We start from the raw sequence: 12,829 nt of genomic DNA, 5'->3' as shown, positions 1-12,829 counted from the left end.
TCGTTCCATGCGTAGCCCGCTGATTGCTGCCGCCCTTGGCCTGTTTTTGTTGGCCGATGTGGCCCAGGCGCACACCCTGGTAGCCACCAGTAACATCATCGTTCGTGCCTCCCAGCGCACCATCGATTTCACTTCCGACACCACCACGTCGATTCGCGACTCGAAAATCATCCGCGAAGCCCACGATGACGCTGCCAGTTTTGTCGCCACCAACGGCGATATCCGCGGCGCGCATCTGGAAGCAGCGCTGAACACCCTGCGCACTCGTGTGCCGGAAGCGCGTGACGCCAGCGATCAGGTTCTCGCCGAAGCCATCCTCGCACTGTGAAGTCAATCGGCGCCTGGCTGCTTGCCGGGGCGTTGTTGCTACTTGGCAACAGCGCCCACGCCGGCCTGCAATTGCGGCTCAAGACCGACGGTCTGAGCCCCGCCCAACAACAGGCCAGCCAGGCGCTGATCGATGAGGCGATGCAAAAGCTGCCGCCGAGTTTTATCGAGCGGCTGGATCGGCGTATCGATGTCGGCTGGACCGATGACATGCCCGGCAATGCCTATGGCCAGGCCACGCTGGTTTCCGAACTCGATCTGAATCGCAAACTGCTTGCGGGCCTCACCGATGGCAGCGCAGCCAAAGAAAAAACCAATCGCCCCCACGGCACTGTGCGCCAGGAACTGCTCGCCACGGTGCTGCATGAGATCACCCACATTTACGATCGTGCGCGCTTGTGGCCGGACGCCGAGCGCACGCTGATCCAGCGCTGCACCCGACGTTTCAACAGCGCCGGGCTGATCGGCATTCCCGACGAATGCCGTGGCCAGAATGGCCGGCGCTTCACCCTCAGCGATGATCCGCGCCTGCTCGACCTCGCTGGTTGGCAGCAATACGTCGGTCGTCGTGGTGAACGTGAACAACACAACCGGCAAATCGCTCGCAGCCCGGACCTGTACGAAATCTCCAGTCCCAAGGAGTTCGTCGCGGTCAACATGGAGTATTTCCTCCTCGACCCGAGCTACGCCTGCCGCCGCCCGGCGCTGTATCGCTATTACCAGCAACACTTCGGCTGGGCACCGCCGGCCAAAGATACCTGCAGCAAGACCTTCTCCTTCCTCAATGCTGGCAACGACTTCGCCAAACAGCCATTGGGGCAAGTTGATCCGGAACGGGTCTATGCCGTCGACTATCTGCTGGCCGAGGCCAATCAGAACTGGGTCAGCCGCTGGGGCCACAGCATGTTGCGTCTGGTGATTTGCGCACCCGGCCGTCCACGTGGCCCGGATTGCCGGCTCGATCTGGATCAGCATCTGGTGTTGTCCTACCGCGCCTTTGTCGGTGATGTGCAGCTGTCGAGCTGGGACGGACTGGTCGGCAAATACCCGTCGCGCCTGTTCGTGTTGCCGCTCGCGCAGGTCATCGACGAATACACCAAGACCGAACTGCGCAGCCTCGCCTCAGTGCCGCTGAACCTGTCACGGGACGAGATCGAAGGCGTAGTCGAGCATGCGGCCGAAATGCACTGGAGCTACGACGGCAACTACTTCTTCCTCTCCAACAACTGTGCGGTGGAAGGCCTGAAGCTGTTGCGCAGCGGCAGTAACAACAACCAGTTCGTGGGTCTGGACAGCATCATGCCCAACGGTTTGCTGGAGGTGATGAAGGGCCGTGGCCTGGCGGACACCAGCGTGCTGGATGATCCGAAAGAAGCGTTGCGTCTGGGTTACCGCTTCGACTCGTTCCGCGATCGCTATCAGGCGATGTTCGATGTGCTGAAGAAGCAATTGCCGATCAAGCAGAACACCGTTGAAGAATGGCTTTCGCTGACAGCCGAAGAACGCCGTGAGTGGTTCGAGCGCGCCGACTTGCGCACCAGCGCCGCACTGCTGCTGTTGGAGCAGGCCAGTTATCGGCGCCAGTTGCTGCTGGCACAAGACGAGGTCAAGCAGCGTTACCTCGGTGCGCGCGAGCTGGAAAACGGCGGCATGGACAAGGCCAACGCGACGTTGCAGGAGATTCTCGCCAACAGCGGATTCCTTAGTCGTCCGGCGGAATTGCTCGATTCCAAGGGTTACGGATTGCCACAGCCGACCGAGTTCACTCGACTCGAAGCGGAGAGCAGTCAGCGACAGAAGAAGCTGCTGGCCCTGTCGGGTGATCTGGACGCAGAAGTACGTAAGTTGCTGGAACCCAAGCGTGCTGCGGAGATTGCCGCCAGTGAGGAGAATGTGAAGCAGATCGGCGCGCATCTGCGCAAATTGCACAAAGCCTCTGGGGGCCTGGAACTGCCCTGAAGCAAAAGATCGCAGCCTGCGGCAGCTCCTACACAATCCCATGTAGGAGCTGCCGCAGGCTGCGATCTTTTGACTGACTAAGGATTAATACAAAACCCCGTCGAGAATCTCGTAAACGATCCCGGTACCCACCGCGATCAGCACGATATCGCCTCCCGCCCGACGCCATTCGTAGCCCGGATACACCGGCAAACGACCTAGCGCACGATTATCCAGACGCTCGCCGTAATACCCGTGCGGCAACGGCCGGCCACGCTCCAAATGAATGCCCGGAGGTGGCGGTGCACCGCGTACGAAGTAGCCATGATTGTCACGAATGGTCTGGCGCACCGGGCCGAAGTCGTGCGGCGGCGGACCACCACGGTGATCATTCTGTGGGCCACGGTGGTCGTCACCGTGATTGTCGCCGCGGTTATCGTGCTGGCCCTGCTGCGGGCCGCCGTGGTCGTGATCGTCGCGCTGATCAGCGCTGGCCAGCAGCGGCGTCGCGCTGATCATCAGCACGCCCAGTCCGACCATCAGACGTTTCGGCATTTTCATCGGGTATTTCCTCACGGCACAAACAGCAAAAAAGGCTTCAGAACGATGTTCTGAAGCCCTCGGTCTTGCTCATTTAGTCTGTGCCGCGAAGCGCTAATTCCTCTGTATCAGGAACTTTACCTTCAACTGACGCGGGCCTTACGCACGCCTTCGGAGAGTGCCGAGCACAGGCTCAGTACACCGTCGATGGCCTGGGCTGGCGTCGTTGCGTTGGCGATGTGATCGATCAACGCCGAACCCACCACAACACCATCTGCCAGACGAGCAATGGCCGCTGCTTGCTCTGGGGTGCGGATACCGAAACCAATGCTGATCGGCAGATCGGTATGACGACGCAGACGGGTCACCGCCTCTTCGACGTGCTCCAGCGTTGCTGCACCGGCACCGGTCACACCGGCCACCGACACGTAGTAAACGAAACCGGAGCTGCCATTGAGCACCTTCGGCAGACGCGCGTCGTCAGTGGTCGGCGTGGTCAGACGGATGAAGTCCAGACCGGCAGCCTGTGCCGGGTCGCACAGCTCGGCGTTATGCTCAGGTGGCATGTCGACCACGATAAGGCCATCGACACCAGCCTCTTTCGCATCAGCGATGAAGCGCTCGACGCCATACATGTGAATCGGGTTGAAATAGCCCATCAACACCAGCGGCGTGTCGCTGTTGCCTTCACGGAACTCACGAACCATTTGCAGGGTTTTCAGCAGGTTCTGTTTGGCGCCCAGCGCACGGATGTTCGCCAGTTGAATCGCCGGGCCGTCGGCCATCGGATCGGTGAACGGCATGCCCAGCTCGATCACGTCGGCGCCAGCACCCGGCAAGCCCTTGAGGATCGCCAGCGAGGTGTCGTAGTCCGGATCACCGGCGGTGACGAAGGTCACCAGCGCAGCGCGGTTCTGTTCCTTGAGGTCGGCAAAGCGGGTTTGCAGGCGGCTCATCAGTGTTTCTCCTGCTGGGACTGTTCCATATGGTGCATGACGGTCTGCATGTCTTTGTCGCCACGACCGGAGAGGTTGACCACCATCAGGTGATCCTTCGGCAGCTTCGGTGCACGCTTGAACACTTCAGCTAGGGCGTGGGCGCTTTCCAGGGCAGGAATGATCCCTTCCAGGCGGCAGCATTTGTGGAATGCATCCAGAGCTTCGTCGTCGGTCACCGAGGTGTATTGAACGCGGCCGATGTCATGCAACCACGCGTGTTCAGGACCAATGCCTGGGTAATCGAGGCCGGCGGAAATCGAGTGAGCGTCGATGATCTGGCCGTCGTCGTCCTGCAGCAGGAAGGTACGGTTGCCGTGCAACACACCCGGGACGCCGCCATTGAGGCTCGCCGCGTGCTTGCCGGTTTCAATGCCGTAACCGGCGGCTTCAACACCGATGATTTCGACGCTTTTGTCGTCAAGGAACGGGTGAAACAGGCCCATCGCGTTGGAACCGCCACCGATGCACGCCACCAGACTGTCCGGCAGACGGCCTTCCTGCGCTTGCAACTGGTCGCGGGTTTCCTTGCCGATGACGGCCTGGAAGTCGCGAACCATCGCTGGATAAGGATGCGGGCCGGCAACGGTGCCGATCAGGTAAAAGGTGCTGTCGACGTTGGTTACCCAGTCACGCAGGGCTTCGTTCATCGCGTCTTTCAGAGTGCCGGTGCCGGCAACCACCGGAATCACTTCAGCGCCGAGCAGCTTCATGCGGAATACGTTGGCCTGCTGACGTTCGATGTCAGTGGTGCCCATGTAGATCACGCAATCCAGACCGAAACGTGCGGCGACGGTGGCAGTGGCCACGCCGTGCATGCCGGCGCCGGTCTCGGCGATGATGCGTTTTTTGCCCATGCGCCGCGCCAACAGGATCTGGCCGATGCAGTTGTTGATCTTGTGCGCGCCGGTGTGGTTCAGCTCTTCGCGCTTGAGATAAATCTTCGCGCCGCCGCAGAACTCGGTCAGGCGTTCGGCGAAATACAGCGGGCTCGGACGTCCGACGTAGTCGCGCTGGAAGTAGGCCAATTCTTCTTTGAATGCCGGATCTTCCTTGGCCGTTTCGTATTCACGGGCCAGATCGAGGATCAACGGCATCAGGGTTTCCGCCACGTAGCGGCCACCGAACGAGCCGAACAGGCCGTTATCGTCCGGGCCGTTACGCAGATCAGAGGTGTTCGAAGTCTGGGTCATGAGTCGCTCCAGGTGAATTCGGGTCAAGAGACAATGACGACCACTCTACCCCTGACCTTCTAAGCTGAAAACCGATAAGATCGCCACAACCTGTCAGGAAAACTCACAGATACCATGAGCCATGATCTTCCTCCGCTGAACGCCTTGCGTGCGTTCGAAGCCACGGCCCGATTGAACAGCGTCAGTCAGGCCGCCGAACAGCTGCACGTCACCCATGGTGCGGTCAGCCGTCAGCTGAAAGTGCTCGAAGAACACTTGGGCGTCAGCTTGTTTGTTAAAGACGGGCGCGGCTTGAAACTCACAGATGCAGGCATGCGTCTGCGTGATGCCAGCGGCGAGGCTTTTGATCGGCTTCGCAGTGTTTGCGCTGAATTGACGCAAAGCATGGCGGATGCGCCGTTTGTACTCGGCTGCTCTGGAAGCCTGCTGGCGCGCTGGTTTATCCCGCGTTTGGGCCGATTGAATGCCGATCTTCCGGATTTGCGTTTGCATCTATCGGCGGGTGAAGGCGATCTCGATCCACGACGTCCGGGGCTGGATGCTTTGCTGCTGTTCGCCGAGCCGCCATGGCCGGCAGACATGCAGGTTTACGAATTGGCTGCAGAACGCATCGGCCCGGTCATGAGTCCACTGTTCAGCGGCTATCAACGCCTGCGAACGGCGCCAGCCTCAGCGCTGCTCAATGAACCGCTGCTGCACACAACTTCTCGCCCACAAGCTTGGCCAAGCTGGGCACAGCAAAGCGACCTTGACGCAAAAGCGCTGAAGCTCGGGCAAGGTTTTGAGCATTTGTATTATTTGCTGGAGGCCGCAGTGGCCGGTCTCGGCGTGGCCATCGCGCCGGAGCCGCTGGTGACAGAAGACTTGAAAGCCGGTCGCCTGGTTGCGCCATGGGGTTTCTGTGAAACCCCGGCACAACTGGCGTTATGGCTACCCAAGCGCGCCGCAGACGGGCGCGCTCGGCAACTGGCGCAATGGCTCAAGAACGAGTTGCGCCAGAGCGATCACTCACCGCGCTTGAACAGCAAATAAGCCGCGAGCAGACCGATCGCACCGACGGCCACACCGGCCGTCGTCCATGGATGTTCCTGGGCGTAATCACGGGTGGCGATCCCGGTTTCGCGGGTTTTCACTTTGACTTCTTCATAGGCATCGCTGAGCAGGTGACGCGAATGTTTCAGCGCACTTTCGGCATTGCTTTTCAGCGCCTTGAGGGTCTTGCGCGACTCGTCCGAAGCGTCGTCCTTCAGGCTCTCCAACGACTTGAGCAGACTCTCGATCTCGGCTTCCATGCTTTGCAACGAGGCTTTACGTAAAGAGGTGTTGGCCATGGTGGCTCTCCTGCATTGGTGATGAGTGGCGTGTGTTGGTTGGGACTTCAGCGGTTTGAGAAAGTGCAGAAAATCTGAACTTCGTCTGCGCAAAGCCGCCGAAATCAACAGTGCAGATTCACTGCTAGTCTCAATTCCACACGCCAAGGAGATCGTTATGAGTGACCATCACACGTACAAGAAAGTCGAGCTGGTCGGTTCGTCGACCAGCAGCATTGAAGACGCCATCAACAACGCAATTGCTGAAGCCAACAAGACCATTCGCAACCTGGAATGGTTTGAAGTGACCGAAACCCGTGGTCACATCAAGGACGGCAAGGCAGCGCACTTTCAGGTGACGCTGAAAGTCGGCTTCAAGATTGCCAGCAGCTGAGTTTGGTCTAGTCTTCTGAACTTGCGCGCTGGCCGAGTGCCATAGGAATGGCAAAGCGCTACAGGGTGAGTGCATCGGGTGGATGACCTGATGCCCGCCTCTTTCAATCCGACCAGGGAGTGCGACCGATGAAGAAGTTCATTTTGGCAGTAGGTTTGTTGAGCCTTGCGGGTGGTGCGTTTGCTGCCGGTAAGCCTTGTGAAGAGCTGAAAAGCGAGATCGCGGCGAAGATTGATGCCAAGGGTGCTTCCGGGTATTCGCTGGAGATTGTCGACAAGGGCGCAGATGCTGGCGCCAAGGTCGTTGGCACCTGCGAAGGTGGCACCAAGGAAATCGTTTACAAACGCGGTTGATCGCGCCTGAAATACAAAAGCCGACGTGAATGCGTCGGCTTTTTTGTATCTGGGATTTTGGGGCTTTTGGTGTGTTTGAAATCGAACCCCCTCACCCCAGCCCTCTCCCCCTAGGGGCGAGAGGGAAAGGGAGCCGATCGGGGGGGCTGTTCAGATCCTGAGTACGACTCGTTATTTCAGGTCGATGTATCTCGAACATATAACCCGGTCAGTCCCCTCTCCCTCTGGGAGAGGGCTAGGGTGAGGGTGCCTTTCAGCCCTTCATAACTTGCGCCAACAACTCGTACGAATACACACGATCAGCGTGCTCGTAGAGATCACTGGTGAAAATCAGCTCATCCGCCTGCGTCTGCTCAACCAGCACCTCCAGCTTGGCGCGGATCTTCTGCGGGCTGCCGACCATCGCCAGTCCCAGGAAATCACCGACGGCTTCACGCTCATGCGGCAACCACAGCCCGTCCATGGTTGTCACTGGTGGACGCTGCACCAGGCTCTGCCCACGCATCAACGCCAGAATGCGCTGATACACCGACGTCGCCAGGTAGTCCGCCTGCTCGTCGGTATCCGCCGCCACCAGCGGCACACCGAGCATCACATACGGCTTGTCGAGCACCGCCGAAGGCTTGAAGTGATTGCGATAAACGCGGATCGCCTCGTGCATGAAACGCGGGGCGAAATGCGAGGCGAAGGCGTAAGGCAAGCCGCGCTCACCGGCCAGTTGAGCACTGAACAGGCTGGAACCCAGCAACCAGATCGGCACATTGGTGCCGGTGCCCGGCATCGCGATCACACGCTGATCCGGGGTACGCGGGCCGAGGTAGCGCACCAGTTCGGCGACGTCTTCGGGGAAATCATCGGCACTGCCGGAGCGCTCACGGCGCAGCGCCCGAGCAGTCATCTGATCGGAACCGGGCGCGCGGCCCAGACCGAGATCAATCCGACCCGGATACAGGCTTTCCAAGGTGCCGAACTGCTCAGCGATCACCAGCGGCGCATGATTGGGCAGCATCACGCCGCCGGAGCCGACACGTATGGTCGACGTACCGCCAGCCAGATAGCCCAGCAAAACCGATGTCGCGGAACTGGCGATGCCGTCCATGTTGTGATGTTCGGCCACCCAGAATCGCGTGTAGCCGAATTTCTCGACGTGCTGTGCCAGATCCAGCGAATTGCGCAGCGATTGCGCCGGGCTGCCGTTTTCGCGCACCGGTACCAGATCGAGGGTGGAAAATTTTACGTCGGACAGTTGTTTCATAAACCTGCGTCTCCGAGTGGGGAGGCAGGTTTTTCTTGCGAACGAAAACCTGCCAAATCCATAAGCGTGTTTTGTGCAATGAGGGCATATACCCGAGTTTCAATAGCGGTGATGAAATTTCCTACTAAAAAAGTCAACGATTCAGCCGGGGCTGAACTTTGCTGCGGCGTCTATCCTCAGAAGCCTTGCAAGTAAAAACCACGACGGCGCGGCGTTTCCGCGCCAGATCTTGAGGAGGCAGACATGGCTATCGTGAAGAAAGCATCCGCACATTGGGCAGGCGATCTGAAAACCGGCATCGGCTCCATCTCCACCGAAACCGGTGTCCTCAGAGAAGCGCCGTACGGGTTCAAGGCCCGGTTTGAGGGCGGCAAAGGTACCAACCCGGAGGAACTGATCGGCGCGGCGCATGCTGGCTGTTTTTCCATGGCGTTTTCGATGATTCTGGGCGATGCGGGGCTGAAGGCCGACAGCATTGATACTCAGGCGGAAGTGACCCTCGATCAGGTGGAGGGCGGGTTCGCGATCACGGCGGTGAAGCTGATCCTCAAGGCGAAGATCCCTGGAGCGACGCAGGAGCAGTTTGAAGAGCTGAGCAACAAGGCCAAGGAAGGGTGCCCGGTGTCGAAAGTGCTGAATGCGAAGATTACGCTTGAGGCTTCGCTGATTTCTTAAGGTTCGAATCAGGCGTTGGCTTTGCCGACGCCTTCGCGAGCAAGCTCGCTCCCACAATGAACGGGTCTAGCCAGAACCAATGTGGGAGCGAGCTTGCTCGCGAAGGCGATTTCACAATCAACCCGGAGTTTGAAACCGAAAACACAACTTGTGAGCGAAGTCAGAACCCTCGCTGTAAAAGTATGGTCGAATCAATGACAGCAGCTTCAGCGCACGCCCGTGCGCGCTGCCTCAGGGAGCTTCACTCATGAAACGTATTGGCTTGGCGATTCTCTGCAGTGCACTGGCCACCTCGGTAATTGCGGCACCCAAAAACTGCGAAAAACTCAAGGAAGAGATCGAAGTCAAGATTCAGGCTAAAGCAGTGCCGTCCTACACACTGGAAATCGTAAGCAAAGAAGAGGCCGCAAAACATGACATCGCCATGGTGGTCGGTTCATGCGAGAACGGCACCAAAGCGATCATCTATCAGAAGAACGACAGCTGAGTCGCCTCAGATAATGCAGTTGTAGTCGTGATCCTCGGCGACAATCTCGCGCTTGGCGTTGTACAGCCGGGCACTTGGGGTGAACGCCAGCGAGCGGCCCTCCAGCGTGTAACGCTGGCCGGCCTCGAAATGGTCATAGCGGATGTACATGTAGCACAACCGCTCCACCGGCCCGGTCATCAGCGCGCCACCACCGCCAAACACTTCGAAATCAAACCGCACGCGCAATTCGTGGCTGCCCGGGGTGACCTGAAAGTAGCGCCCGTCATTCAGTCGCTGTTTGTCGAGGCGCTCGGCCATGAGCACTTTACCGCCGGGCGTCGGCGTCGAAAAATCGACCCAGGCCATGTGCGGATCGACCGGGGGCAATGGCGTCTGACAACCGGCCACAAGACTGGCAACGAGCAACAACAGCAACTGGCGCATGACGAATATCCACTGATCTGAATACTCAGCATAGCGCCGTTCAGGTTCGCTGACAGCCTGCCGGCGTGCCCTGGCCTACCACTTTGCGCTGCTCGTCATAGAGCTTGGCCCATGGCCGGAAGCCGATACTGCCGGCCTGTAACTGATAACGCTGGCCGGCATTGAAATCCTTGAATTTCACGCTCAACTGGCAATCGCGCCACAGCGGCTCAGCGTCGGGACCGATGTTGGTCGCCTCCACCGGAAACTGATAACGCACCTTCAATTCATGACTGCCGGGCTGCACTTCAAAATAGCGTTTGTCGGCGGTCGCCTGAGTATCAACCTGCAACGCTTGCAGCGCCGTGTCCTGTTGCCGGGCATCGAGATCGATCCAAGCTTGCGAAGGGTCAGGATCGGGCATTCCGAATCCGGCACAACCGGCCAGCGTCAGCAGGCCTCCTGACAGCATCAACATGCGCATAGCGGTGCTCCTTAAGGCGGGATAGTCTTGCGGACAGACTCTCCGGGGGATTTCTTATTTTGATCAGGCCGTTTCCAAGCCTTGGGTTACTTGATCGCGTTTTTCGGGTTTTGTTTCCGGGTGTGTTGTTTTTGTTGCTCAACGGTTGCGCCAGCGTCAGCTATTACGCTCAGTTGGCCAGCGGCCAGCTGCAATTGCTGCGGGCGCGGGAGCCAGTGGAAAAGGTGATCAATGACCCGAGCCGCGACGAGACACTGCGCGCACATTTGGCGCAATCACAAAAAGCCCGCGCCTTTGCCAGCGAACATCTGCACCTGCCGGATAACGAGAGCTATCGCCTTTACGCCGACATCCATCGCCCGTACGTGGTGTGGAATGTGTTCGCCACTCAGGAGTTCTCCCTGACGCCACAGAACCATTGCTTCCCGATTGCCGGTTGTGTGGCCTATCGCGGTTACTACAGCCAGAGCGCGGCGCGGGGTGAAGCGGCGATCCAGCGTTTGCAGGGCATGGACGTTTCGATTGGCGGCGTTGAGGCCTATTCGACGCTGGGCTGGTTCAATGACCCGATCCTTAACTCGATGATGGGCTGGGGCGATGAGCGTCTGGCCACGCTGATTTTTCATGAGCTGGCGCATCAGCGCTTCTATGTAAAGGACGACACCGAGTTCAACGAGTCATTTGCCACGTTTGTCGAGCAGGAAGGCACGCGGCAGTGGCGAGCGTTTCGGGGGTTGCCGGCGGACACCGATTCACGGCTGAAACAACGCGATCAGTTTATTGAGTTGGTGCTCGATACCCGTTCACGGCTGGAGAAGCTTTATACACAGCCATTAGCGACCGAGCTGATGCGCGAACGTAAAGCGGCCGAGTTCGAGCAGTTTCGCCGCAAATACAGAATGATGAGGGACAGCCAGTGGGCCGGGGACAAGCGTTACGACGCCTGGGTGAACGCGCCGCTGAACAATGCGCGGTTGCTGCCGTTTGGTTTGTATGACCAGTGGGTGCCGGCGTTTGCGGCGTTGTTCAAAAAGGTCGGGGGGGATTGGATGAGGTTTTATGCTGAGGTGGAGGAACTTGGCAAATTGCCGGTGAGCGAGCGCAAGGCGGCACTCAAAGCGTTGGCAGACGCTCAGGCCTTCAGTGGCTAAAAAACCGTCATCGCGAGCAGGCTCACTCCTAAAGGGGAATGCGTTCCAAATGTAGGAGTGAGCCTGCTCGCGAAAGCAATTTGATCAGCGCTGCAAAAAGGCCTGATGCAACTCGTCCAAAGTTTCAAAGTGATAAGCCGGCGCCTCAGCGTTCAACTCTTCAAAACTGCCAAACCCATAACCCACTGCCGCCGCATCCAGCCCGTTACTGCGCGCGCCGATCAGGTCGTGCTTGCGATCACCGATCATCAGCGTATCCGCCGGATCCAGCCCTTCTTCCTTGATCAGATGCGCAATCAGCTCAACCTTGTTGGTCCGCGTGCCATCCAGCTCACTGCCGTAGATCACCTTGAAGTGCCGGGCAAAATCAAAGTGCCGAGCAATCTCGCGGGCGAACTCCCATGGCTTCGAGGTGGCGATGTACAACTGCCGTCCTTGGCCGCTCAGGGTTTCCAGCAACGGCGTAACGCCGTCGAACACACGGTTCTCATAAAGGCCTGTGACCTTGAAGCGTTCACGATAAAAATTCACCGCCTGCCACGCCTTGGCTTCATCAAAATCGTAGAACTGCATGAACGCCTGCAACAACGGCGGGCCGATAAAGTGTTCCAGTCTGGTCAGATCCGGCTCATCGATGCCGAGTTTGGCGAGGGCAAACTGAATGGAACGGGTGATGCCCTCACGTGGGTCTGTCAGGGTGCCATCAAGGTCGAACAGTACGGTTTGGTAATGCATGAAAATTCCTGGGCAGTCGCCAATTCGAATCAGAGTGTGTCGTAGCCTTCGGCCAGATGCAGATCCTTGAGCTTCACGTAGTTCGCCGCGCTGTAGGTGAAGAAGGCTTTTTCCTTGTCGGTGAGCGGACGCACCTGCTTCACCGGGCTACCCACATAAAGGAAGCCACTTTCAAGGCGCTTGCCCGGCGGAACCAGGCTGCCGGCGCCGATGATCACATCGTCCTCGACCACCGCGCCGTCCATGACGATGCTGCCCATGCCGATCAGCACGCGGCTGCCAACGCTGCAGCCATGCAGCATGACTTTGTGGGCGATGGTCACGTCATCGCCGATCAGCAGCGGGAAGCCGTCCGGGTTGAACGGGCCGGCGTGGGTGATGTGCAGCACGCAACCGTCCTGGACGCTGGTGCGCGCGCCGATACGGATGCGGTGCATGTCGCCGCGGATCACGGTCAGCGGCCAGACCGAGCTGTCTTCACCGATTTCGACGTCGCCGATCACCACCGCCGAGCTGTCGACAAAGGCGCCTTTGCTCAGGCTGGGGGTGTGATTCTGGTACTTGCGAACGGACACGATAATTTCTCT

17 protein-coding genes are annotated in these 12,829 nt (G+C 58.8%); 8 read left to right on the top strand and 9 right to left on the bottom strand.

The window, feature by feature from the left end; genetic code table 11:
• The first annotated feature begins 7 nt into the window (after nucleotides 1-7).
• The gene (locus PspR84_RS00615; protein ID WP_007911662.1) at nucleotides 8-328 is read left to right on the top strand and encodes a DUF2388 domain-containing protein; all 321 of its coding nucleotides are present in this window, start codon (nucleotides 8-10) and stop codon (nucleotides 326-328) included.
• Nucleotides 325-2,286, top strand: a complete 1,962-nt coding sequence (locus PspR84_RS00610; protein ID WP_160054573.1) for a DUF4105 domain-containing protein — start codon at nucleotides 325-327, stop codon at nucleotides 2,284-2,286. Before PspR84_RS00615 ends, PspR84_RS00610 begins: the two co-directional genes overlap by 4 nt.
• 84 nt (nucleotides 2,287-2,370) lie before the next feature.
• Here the strand turns inward: PspR84_RS00610 and PspR84_RS00605 are convergent, their stop codons facing one another.
• The 3 genes from PspR84_RS00605 to trpB all read right to left on the bottom strand — a co-directional run bounded on the left by PspR84_RS00605 (nucleotide 2,371) and on the right by trpB (nucleotide 4,993).
• On the bottom strand, nucleotides 2,371-2,826 hold the full coding sequence (locus PspR84_RS00605) for an anti-virulence regulator CigR family protein (RefSeq protein WP_160054572.1): 456 nt from the start codon (nucleotides 2,824-2,826) through the stop codon (nucleotides 2,371-2,373).
• 122 nt (nucleotides 2,827-2,948) lie between these two features.
• Nucleotides 2,949-3,761, bottom strand: a complete 813-nt coding sequence (gene trpA, locus PspR84_RS00600) for a tryptophan synthase subunit alpha (RefSeq protein WP_160054570.1) — start codon at nucleotides 3,759-3,761, stop codon at nucleotides 2,949-2,951.
• Nucleotides 3,761-4,993, bottom strand: a complete 1,233-nt coding sequence (gene trpB / locus PspR84_RS00595; RefSeq protein ID WP_160054568.1) for a tryptophan synthase subunit beta — start codon at nucleotides 4,991-4,993, stop codon at nucleotides 3,761-3,763. Before trpB ends, trpA begins: the two co-directional genes overlap by 1 nt.
• A 114-nt stretch (nucleotides 4,994-5,107) precedes the next feature.
• On the opposite strand from trpB, the gene PspR84_RS00590 reads away from it, so the two are divergent.
• A complete protein-coding gene (locus PspR84_RS00590) occupies nucleotides 5,108-6,025 on the top strand; it encodes a LysR family transcriptional regulator (protein ID WP_160054566.1) in 918 nt (305 codons plus the stop codon).
• Here the strand turns inward: PspR84_RS00590 and PspR84_RS00585 are convergent.
• Nucleotides 5,998-6,324, bottom strand: coding sequence for a DUF883 family protein (locus tag PspR84_RS00585; RefSeq protein ID WP_007911686.1), 327 nt, complete (start codon nucleotides 6,322-6,324; stop codon nucleotides 5,998-6,000). The two genes, PspR84_RS00590 and PspR84_RS00585, sit on opposite strands and share 28 nt — an antisense overlap.
• A gap of 157 nt (nucleotides 6,325-6,481) precedes the next feature.
• On the opposite strand from PspR84_RS00585, the gene PspR84_RS00580 reads away from it, so the two are divergent.
• Both PspR84_RS00580 and PspR84_RS00575 read left to right on the top strand, forming a co-directional pair.
• Nucleotides 6,482-6,697 carry a dodecin gene (locus PspR84_RS00580; RefSeq protein ID WP_016985551.1) on the top strand — a complete coding sequence of 72 codons (216 nt, stop codon included), beginning with the start codon at nucleotides 6,482-6,484 and terminating at the stop codon, nucleotides 6,695-6,697.
• A 128-nt stretch (nucleotides 6,698-6,825) separates the two neighbouring features.
• A complete protein-coding gene (locus PspR84_RS00575; RefSeq protein WP_160054564.1) occupies nucleotides 6,826-7,050 on the top strand; it encodes a DUF1161 domain-containing protein in 225 nt (74 codons plus the stop codon).
• A 253-nt stretch (nucleotides 7,051-7,303) separates the two neighbouring features.
• Here PspR84_RS00575 and PspR84_RS00570 read toward each other — a convergent pair whose 3' ends face one another.
• The gene (locus tag PspR84_RS00570) at nucleotides 7,304-8,305 is read right to left on the bottom strand and encodes an LLM class flavin-dependent oxidoreductase (RefSeq protein ID WP_160054562.1); all 1,002 of its coding nucleotides are present in this window, start codon (nucleotides 8,303-8,305) and stop codon (nucleotides 7,304-7,306) included.
• Between the two features lie 243 nt (nucleotides 8,306-8,548).
• Between PspR84_RS00570 and PspR84_RS00565 the strand changes: the two genes are divergently transcribed.
• Nucleotides 8,549-8,980 (top strand): OsmC family protein, encoded by a 432-nt coding sequence (locus PspR84_RS00565; RefSeq protein ID WP_160054560.1) that lies wholly within the window; start codon nucleotides 8,549-8,551, stop codon nucleotides 8,978-8,980.
• Between the two features lie 247 nt (nucleotides 8,981-9,227).
• A complete protein-coding gene (locus PspR84_RS00560; RefSeq protein WP_160054558.1) occupies nucleotides 9,228-9,467 on the top strand; it encodes a DUF1161 domain-containing protein in 240 nt (79 codons plus the stop codon).
• Nucleotides 9,468-9,473: 6 nt separating this feature from the next.
• Here the strand turns inward: PspR84_RS00560 and PspR84_RS00555 are convergent, their stop codons facing one another.
• Together PspR84_RS00555 and PspR84_RS00550 are read right to left on the bottom strand one after the other, a co-directional pair.
• Complete coding sequence (locus PspR84_RS00555) at nucleotides 9,474-9,893, bottom strand: hypothetical protein (protein WP_160054556.1); 420 nt, start codon at nucleotides 9,891-9,893, stop codon at nucleotides 9,474-9,476.
• A 40-nt stretch (nucleotides 9,894-9,933) separates the two neighbouring features.
• Nucleotides 9,934-10,356: a hypothetical protein gene (locus PspR84_RS00550; protein WP_034152270.1), complete on the bottom strand. Its 423-nt coding sequence runs from the start codon at nucleotides 10,354-10,356 to the stop codon at nucleotides 9,934-9,936.
• A 59-nt stretch (nucleotides 10,357-10,415) separates the two neighbouring features.
• Here PspR84_RS00550 and PspR84_RS00545 point away from each other — a divergent pair, with 59 nt between their 5' ends.
• Nucleotides 10,416-11,507 carry an aminopeptidase gene (locus tag PspR84_RS00545; RefSeq protein WP_160054554.1) on the top strand — a complete coding sequence of 364 codons (1,092 nt, stop codon included), beginning with the start codon at nucleotides 10,416-10,418 and terminating at the stop codon, nucleotides 11,505-11,507.
• Nucleotides 11,508-11,591: 84 nt separating this feature from the next.
• Here PspR84_RS00545 and PspR84_RS00540 read toward each other — a convergent pair whose 3' ends face one another.
• Nucleotides 11,592-12,242 carry an HAD family hydrolase gene (locus tag PspR84_RS00540; RefSeq protein ID WP_160054552.1) on the bottom strand — a complete coding sequence of 217 codons (651 nt, stop codon included), beginning with the start codon at nucleotides 12,240-12,242 and terminating at the stop codon, nucleotides 11,592-11,594.
• 29 nt (nucleotides 12,243-12,271) lie between these two features.
• Nucleotides 12,272-12,817, bottom strand: coding sequence for a gamma carbonic anhydrase family protein (locus PspR84_RS00535; protein WP_160054550.1), 546 nt, complete (start codon nucleotides 12,815-12,817; stop codon nucleotides 12,272-12,274).
• Nucleotides 12,818-12,829 lie beyond the last annotated feature (12 nt).

Origin of the sequence: Pseudomonas sp. R84, assembly GCF_009834515.1 — a bacterium.
Lineage (GTDB): Bacteria > Pseudomonadota > Gammaproteobacteria > Pseudomonadales > Pseudomonadaceae > Aquipseudomonas.
The sequence above is the reverse complement of the archived record's forward strand: the minus strand, read 5'-3'. Positions and strand labels throughout refer to the sequence as shown.

Excerpts from the sequence above, each read along its gene's own strand:
- PspR84_RS00585 (WP_007911686.1), bottom strand. The coding sequence starts at position 6,324 with ATGGCCAACACCTCTTTACGTAAAGCCTCGTTGCAAAGCATGGAAGCC.
- PspR84_RS00550 (WP_034152270.1), bottom strand. The coding sequence starts at position 10,356 with ATGCGCATGTTGATGCTGTCAGGAGGCCTGCTGACGCTGGCCGGTTGT.
- PspR84_RS00560 (WP_160054558.1), top strand. The coding sequence starts at position 9,228 with ATGAAACGTATTGGCTTGGCGATTCTCTGCAGTGCACTGGCCACCTCG.
- PspR84_RS00540 (WP_160054552.1), bottom strand. The coding sequence starts at position 12,242 with ATGCATTACCAAACCGTACTGTTCGACCTTGATGGCACCCTGACAGAC.
- PspR84_RS00615 (WP_007911662.1), top strand. The coding sequence starts at position 8 with ATGCGTAGCCCGCTGATTGCTGCCGCCCTTGGCCTGTTTTTGTTGGCC.
- trpA (WP_160054570.1), bottom strand. The coding sequence starts at position 3,761 with ATGAGCCGCCTGCAAACCCGCTTTGCCGACCTCAAGGAACAGAACCGC.
- PspR84_RS00565 (WP_160054560.1), top strand. The coding sequence starts at position 8,549 with ATGGCTATCGTGAAGAAAGCATCCGCACATTGGGCAGGCGATCTGAAA.
- PspR84_RS00575 (WP_160054564.1), top strand. The coding sequence starts at position 6,826 with ATGAAGAAGTTCATTTTGGCAGTAGGTTTGTTGAGCCTTGCGGGTGGT.
- PspR84_RS00555 (WP_160054556.1), bottom strand. The coding sequence starts at position 9,893 with ATGCGCCAGTTGCTGTTGTTGCTCGTTGCCAGTCTTGTGGCCGGTTGT.
- PspR84_RS00580 (WP_016985551.1), top strand. The coding sequence starts at position 6,482 with ATGAGTGACCATCACACGTACAAGAAAGTCGAGCTGGTCGGTTCGTCG.
- PspR84_RS00570 (WP_160054562.1), bottom strand. The coding sequence starts at position 8,305 with ATGAAACAACTGTCCGACGTAAAATTTTCCACCCTCGATCTGGTACCG.
- trpB (WP_160054568.1), bottom strand. The coding sequence starts at position 4,993 with ATGACCCAGACTTCGAACACCTCTGATCTGCGTAACGGCCCGGACGAT.
- PspR84_RS00605 (WP_160054572.1), bottom strand. The coding sequence starts at position 2,826 with ATGAAAATGCCGAAACGTCTGATGGTCGGACTGGGCGTGCTGATGATC.
- PspR84_RS00590 (WP_160054566.1), top strand. The coding sequence starts at position 5,108 with ATGAGCCATGATCTTCCTCCGCTGAACGCCTTGCGTGCGTTCGAAGCC.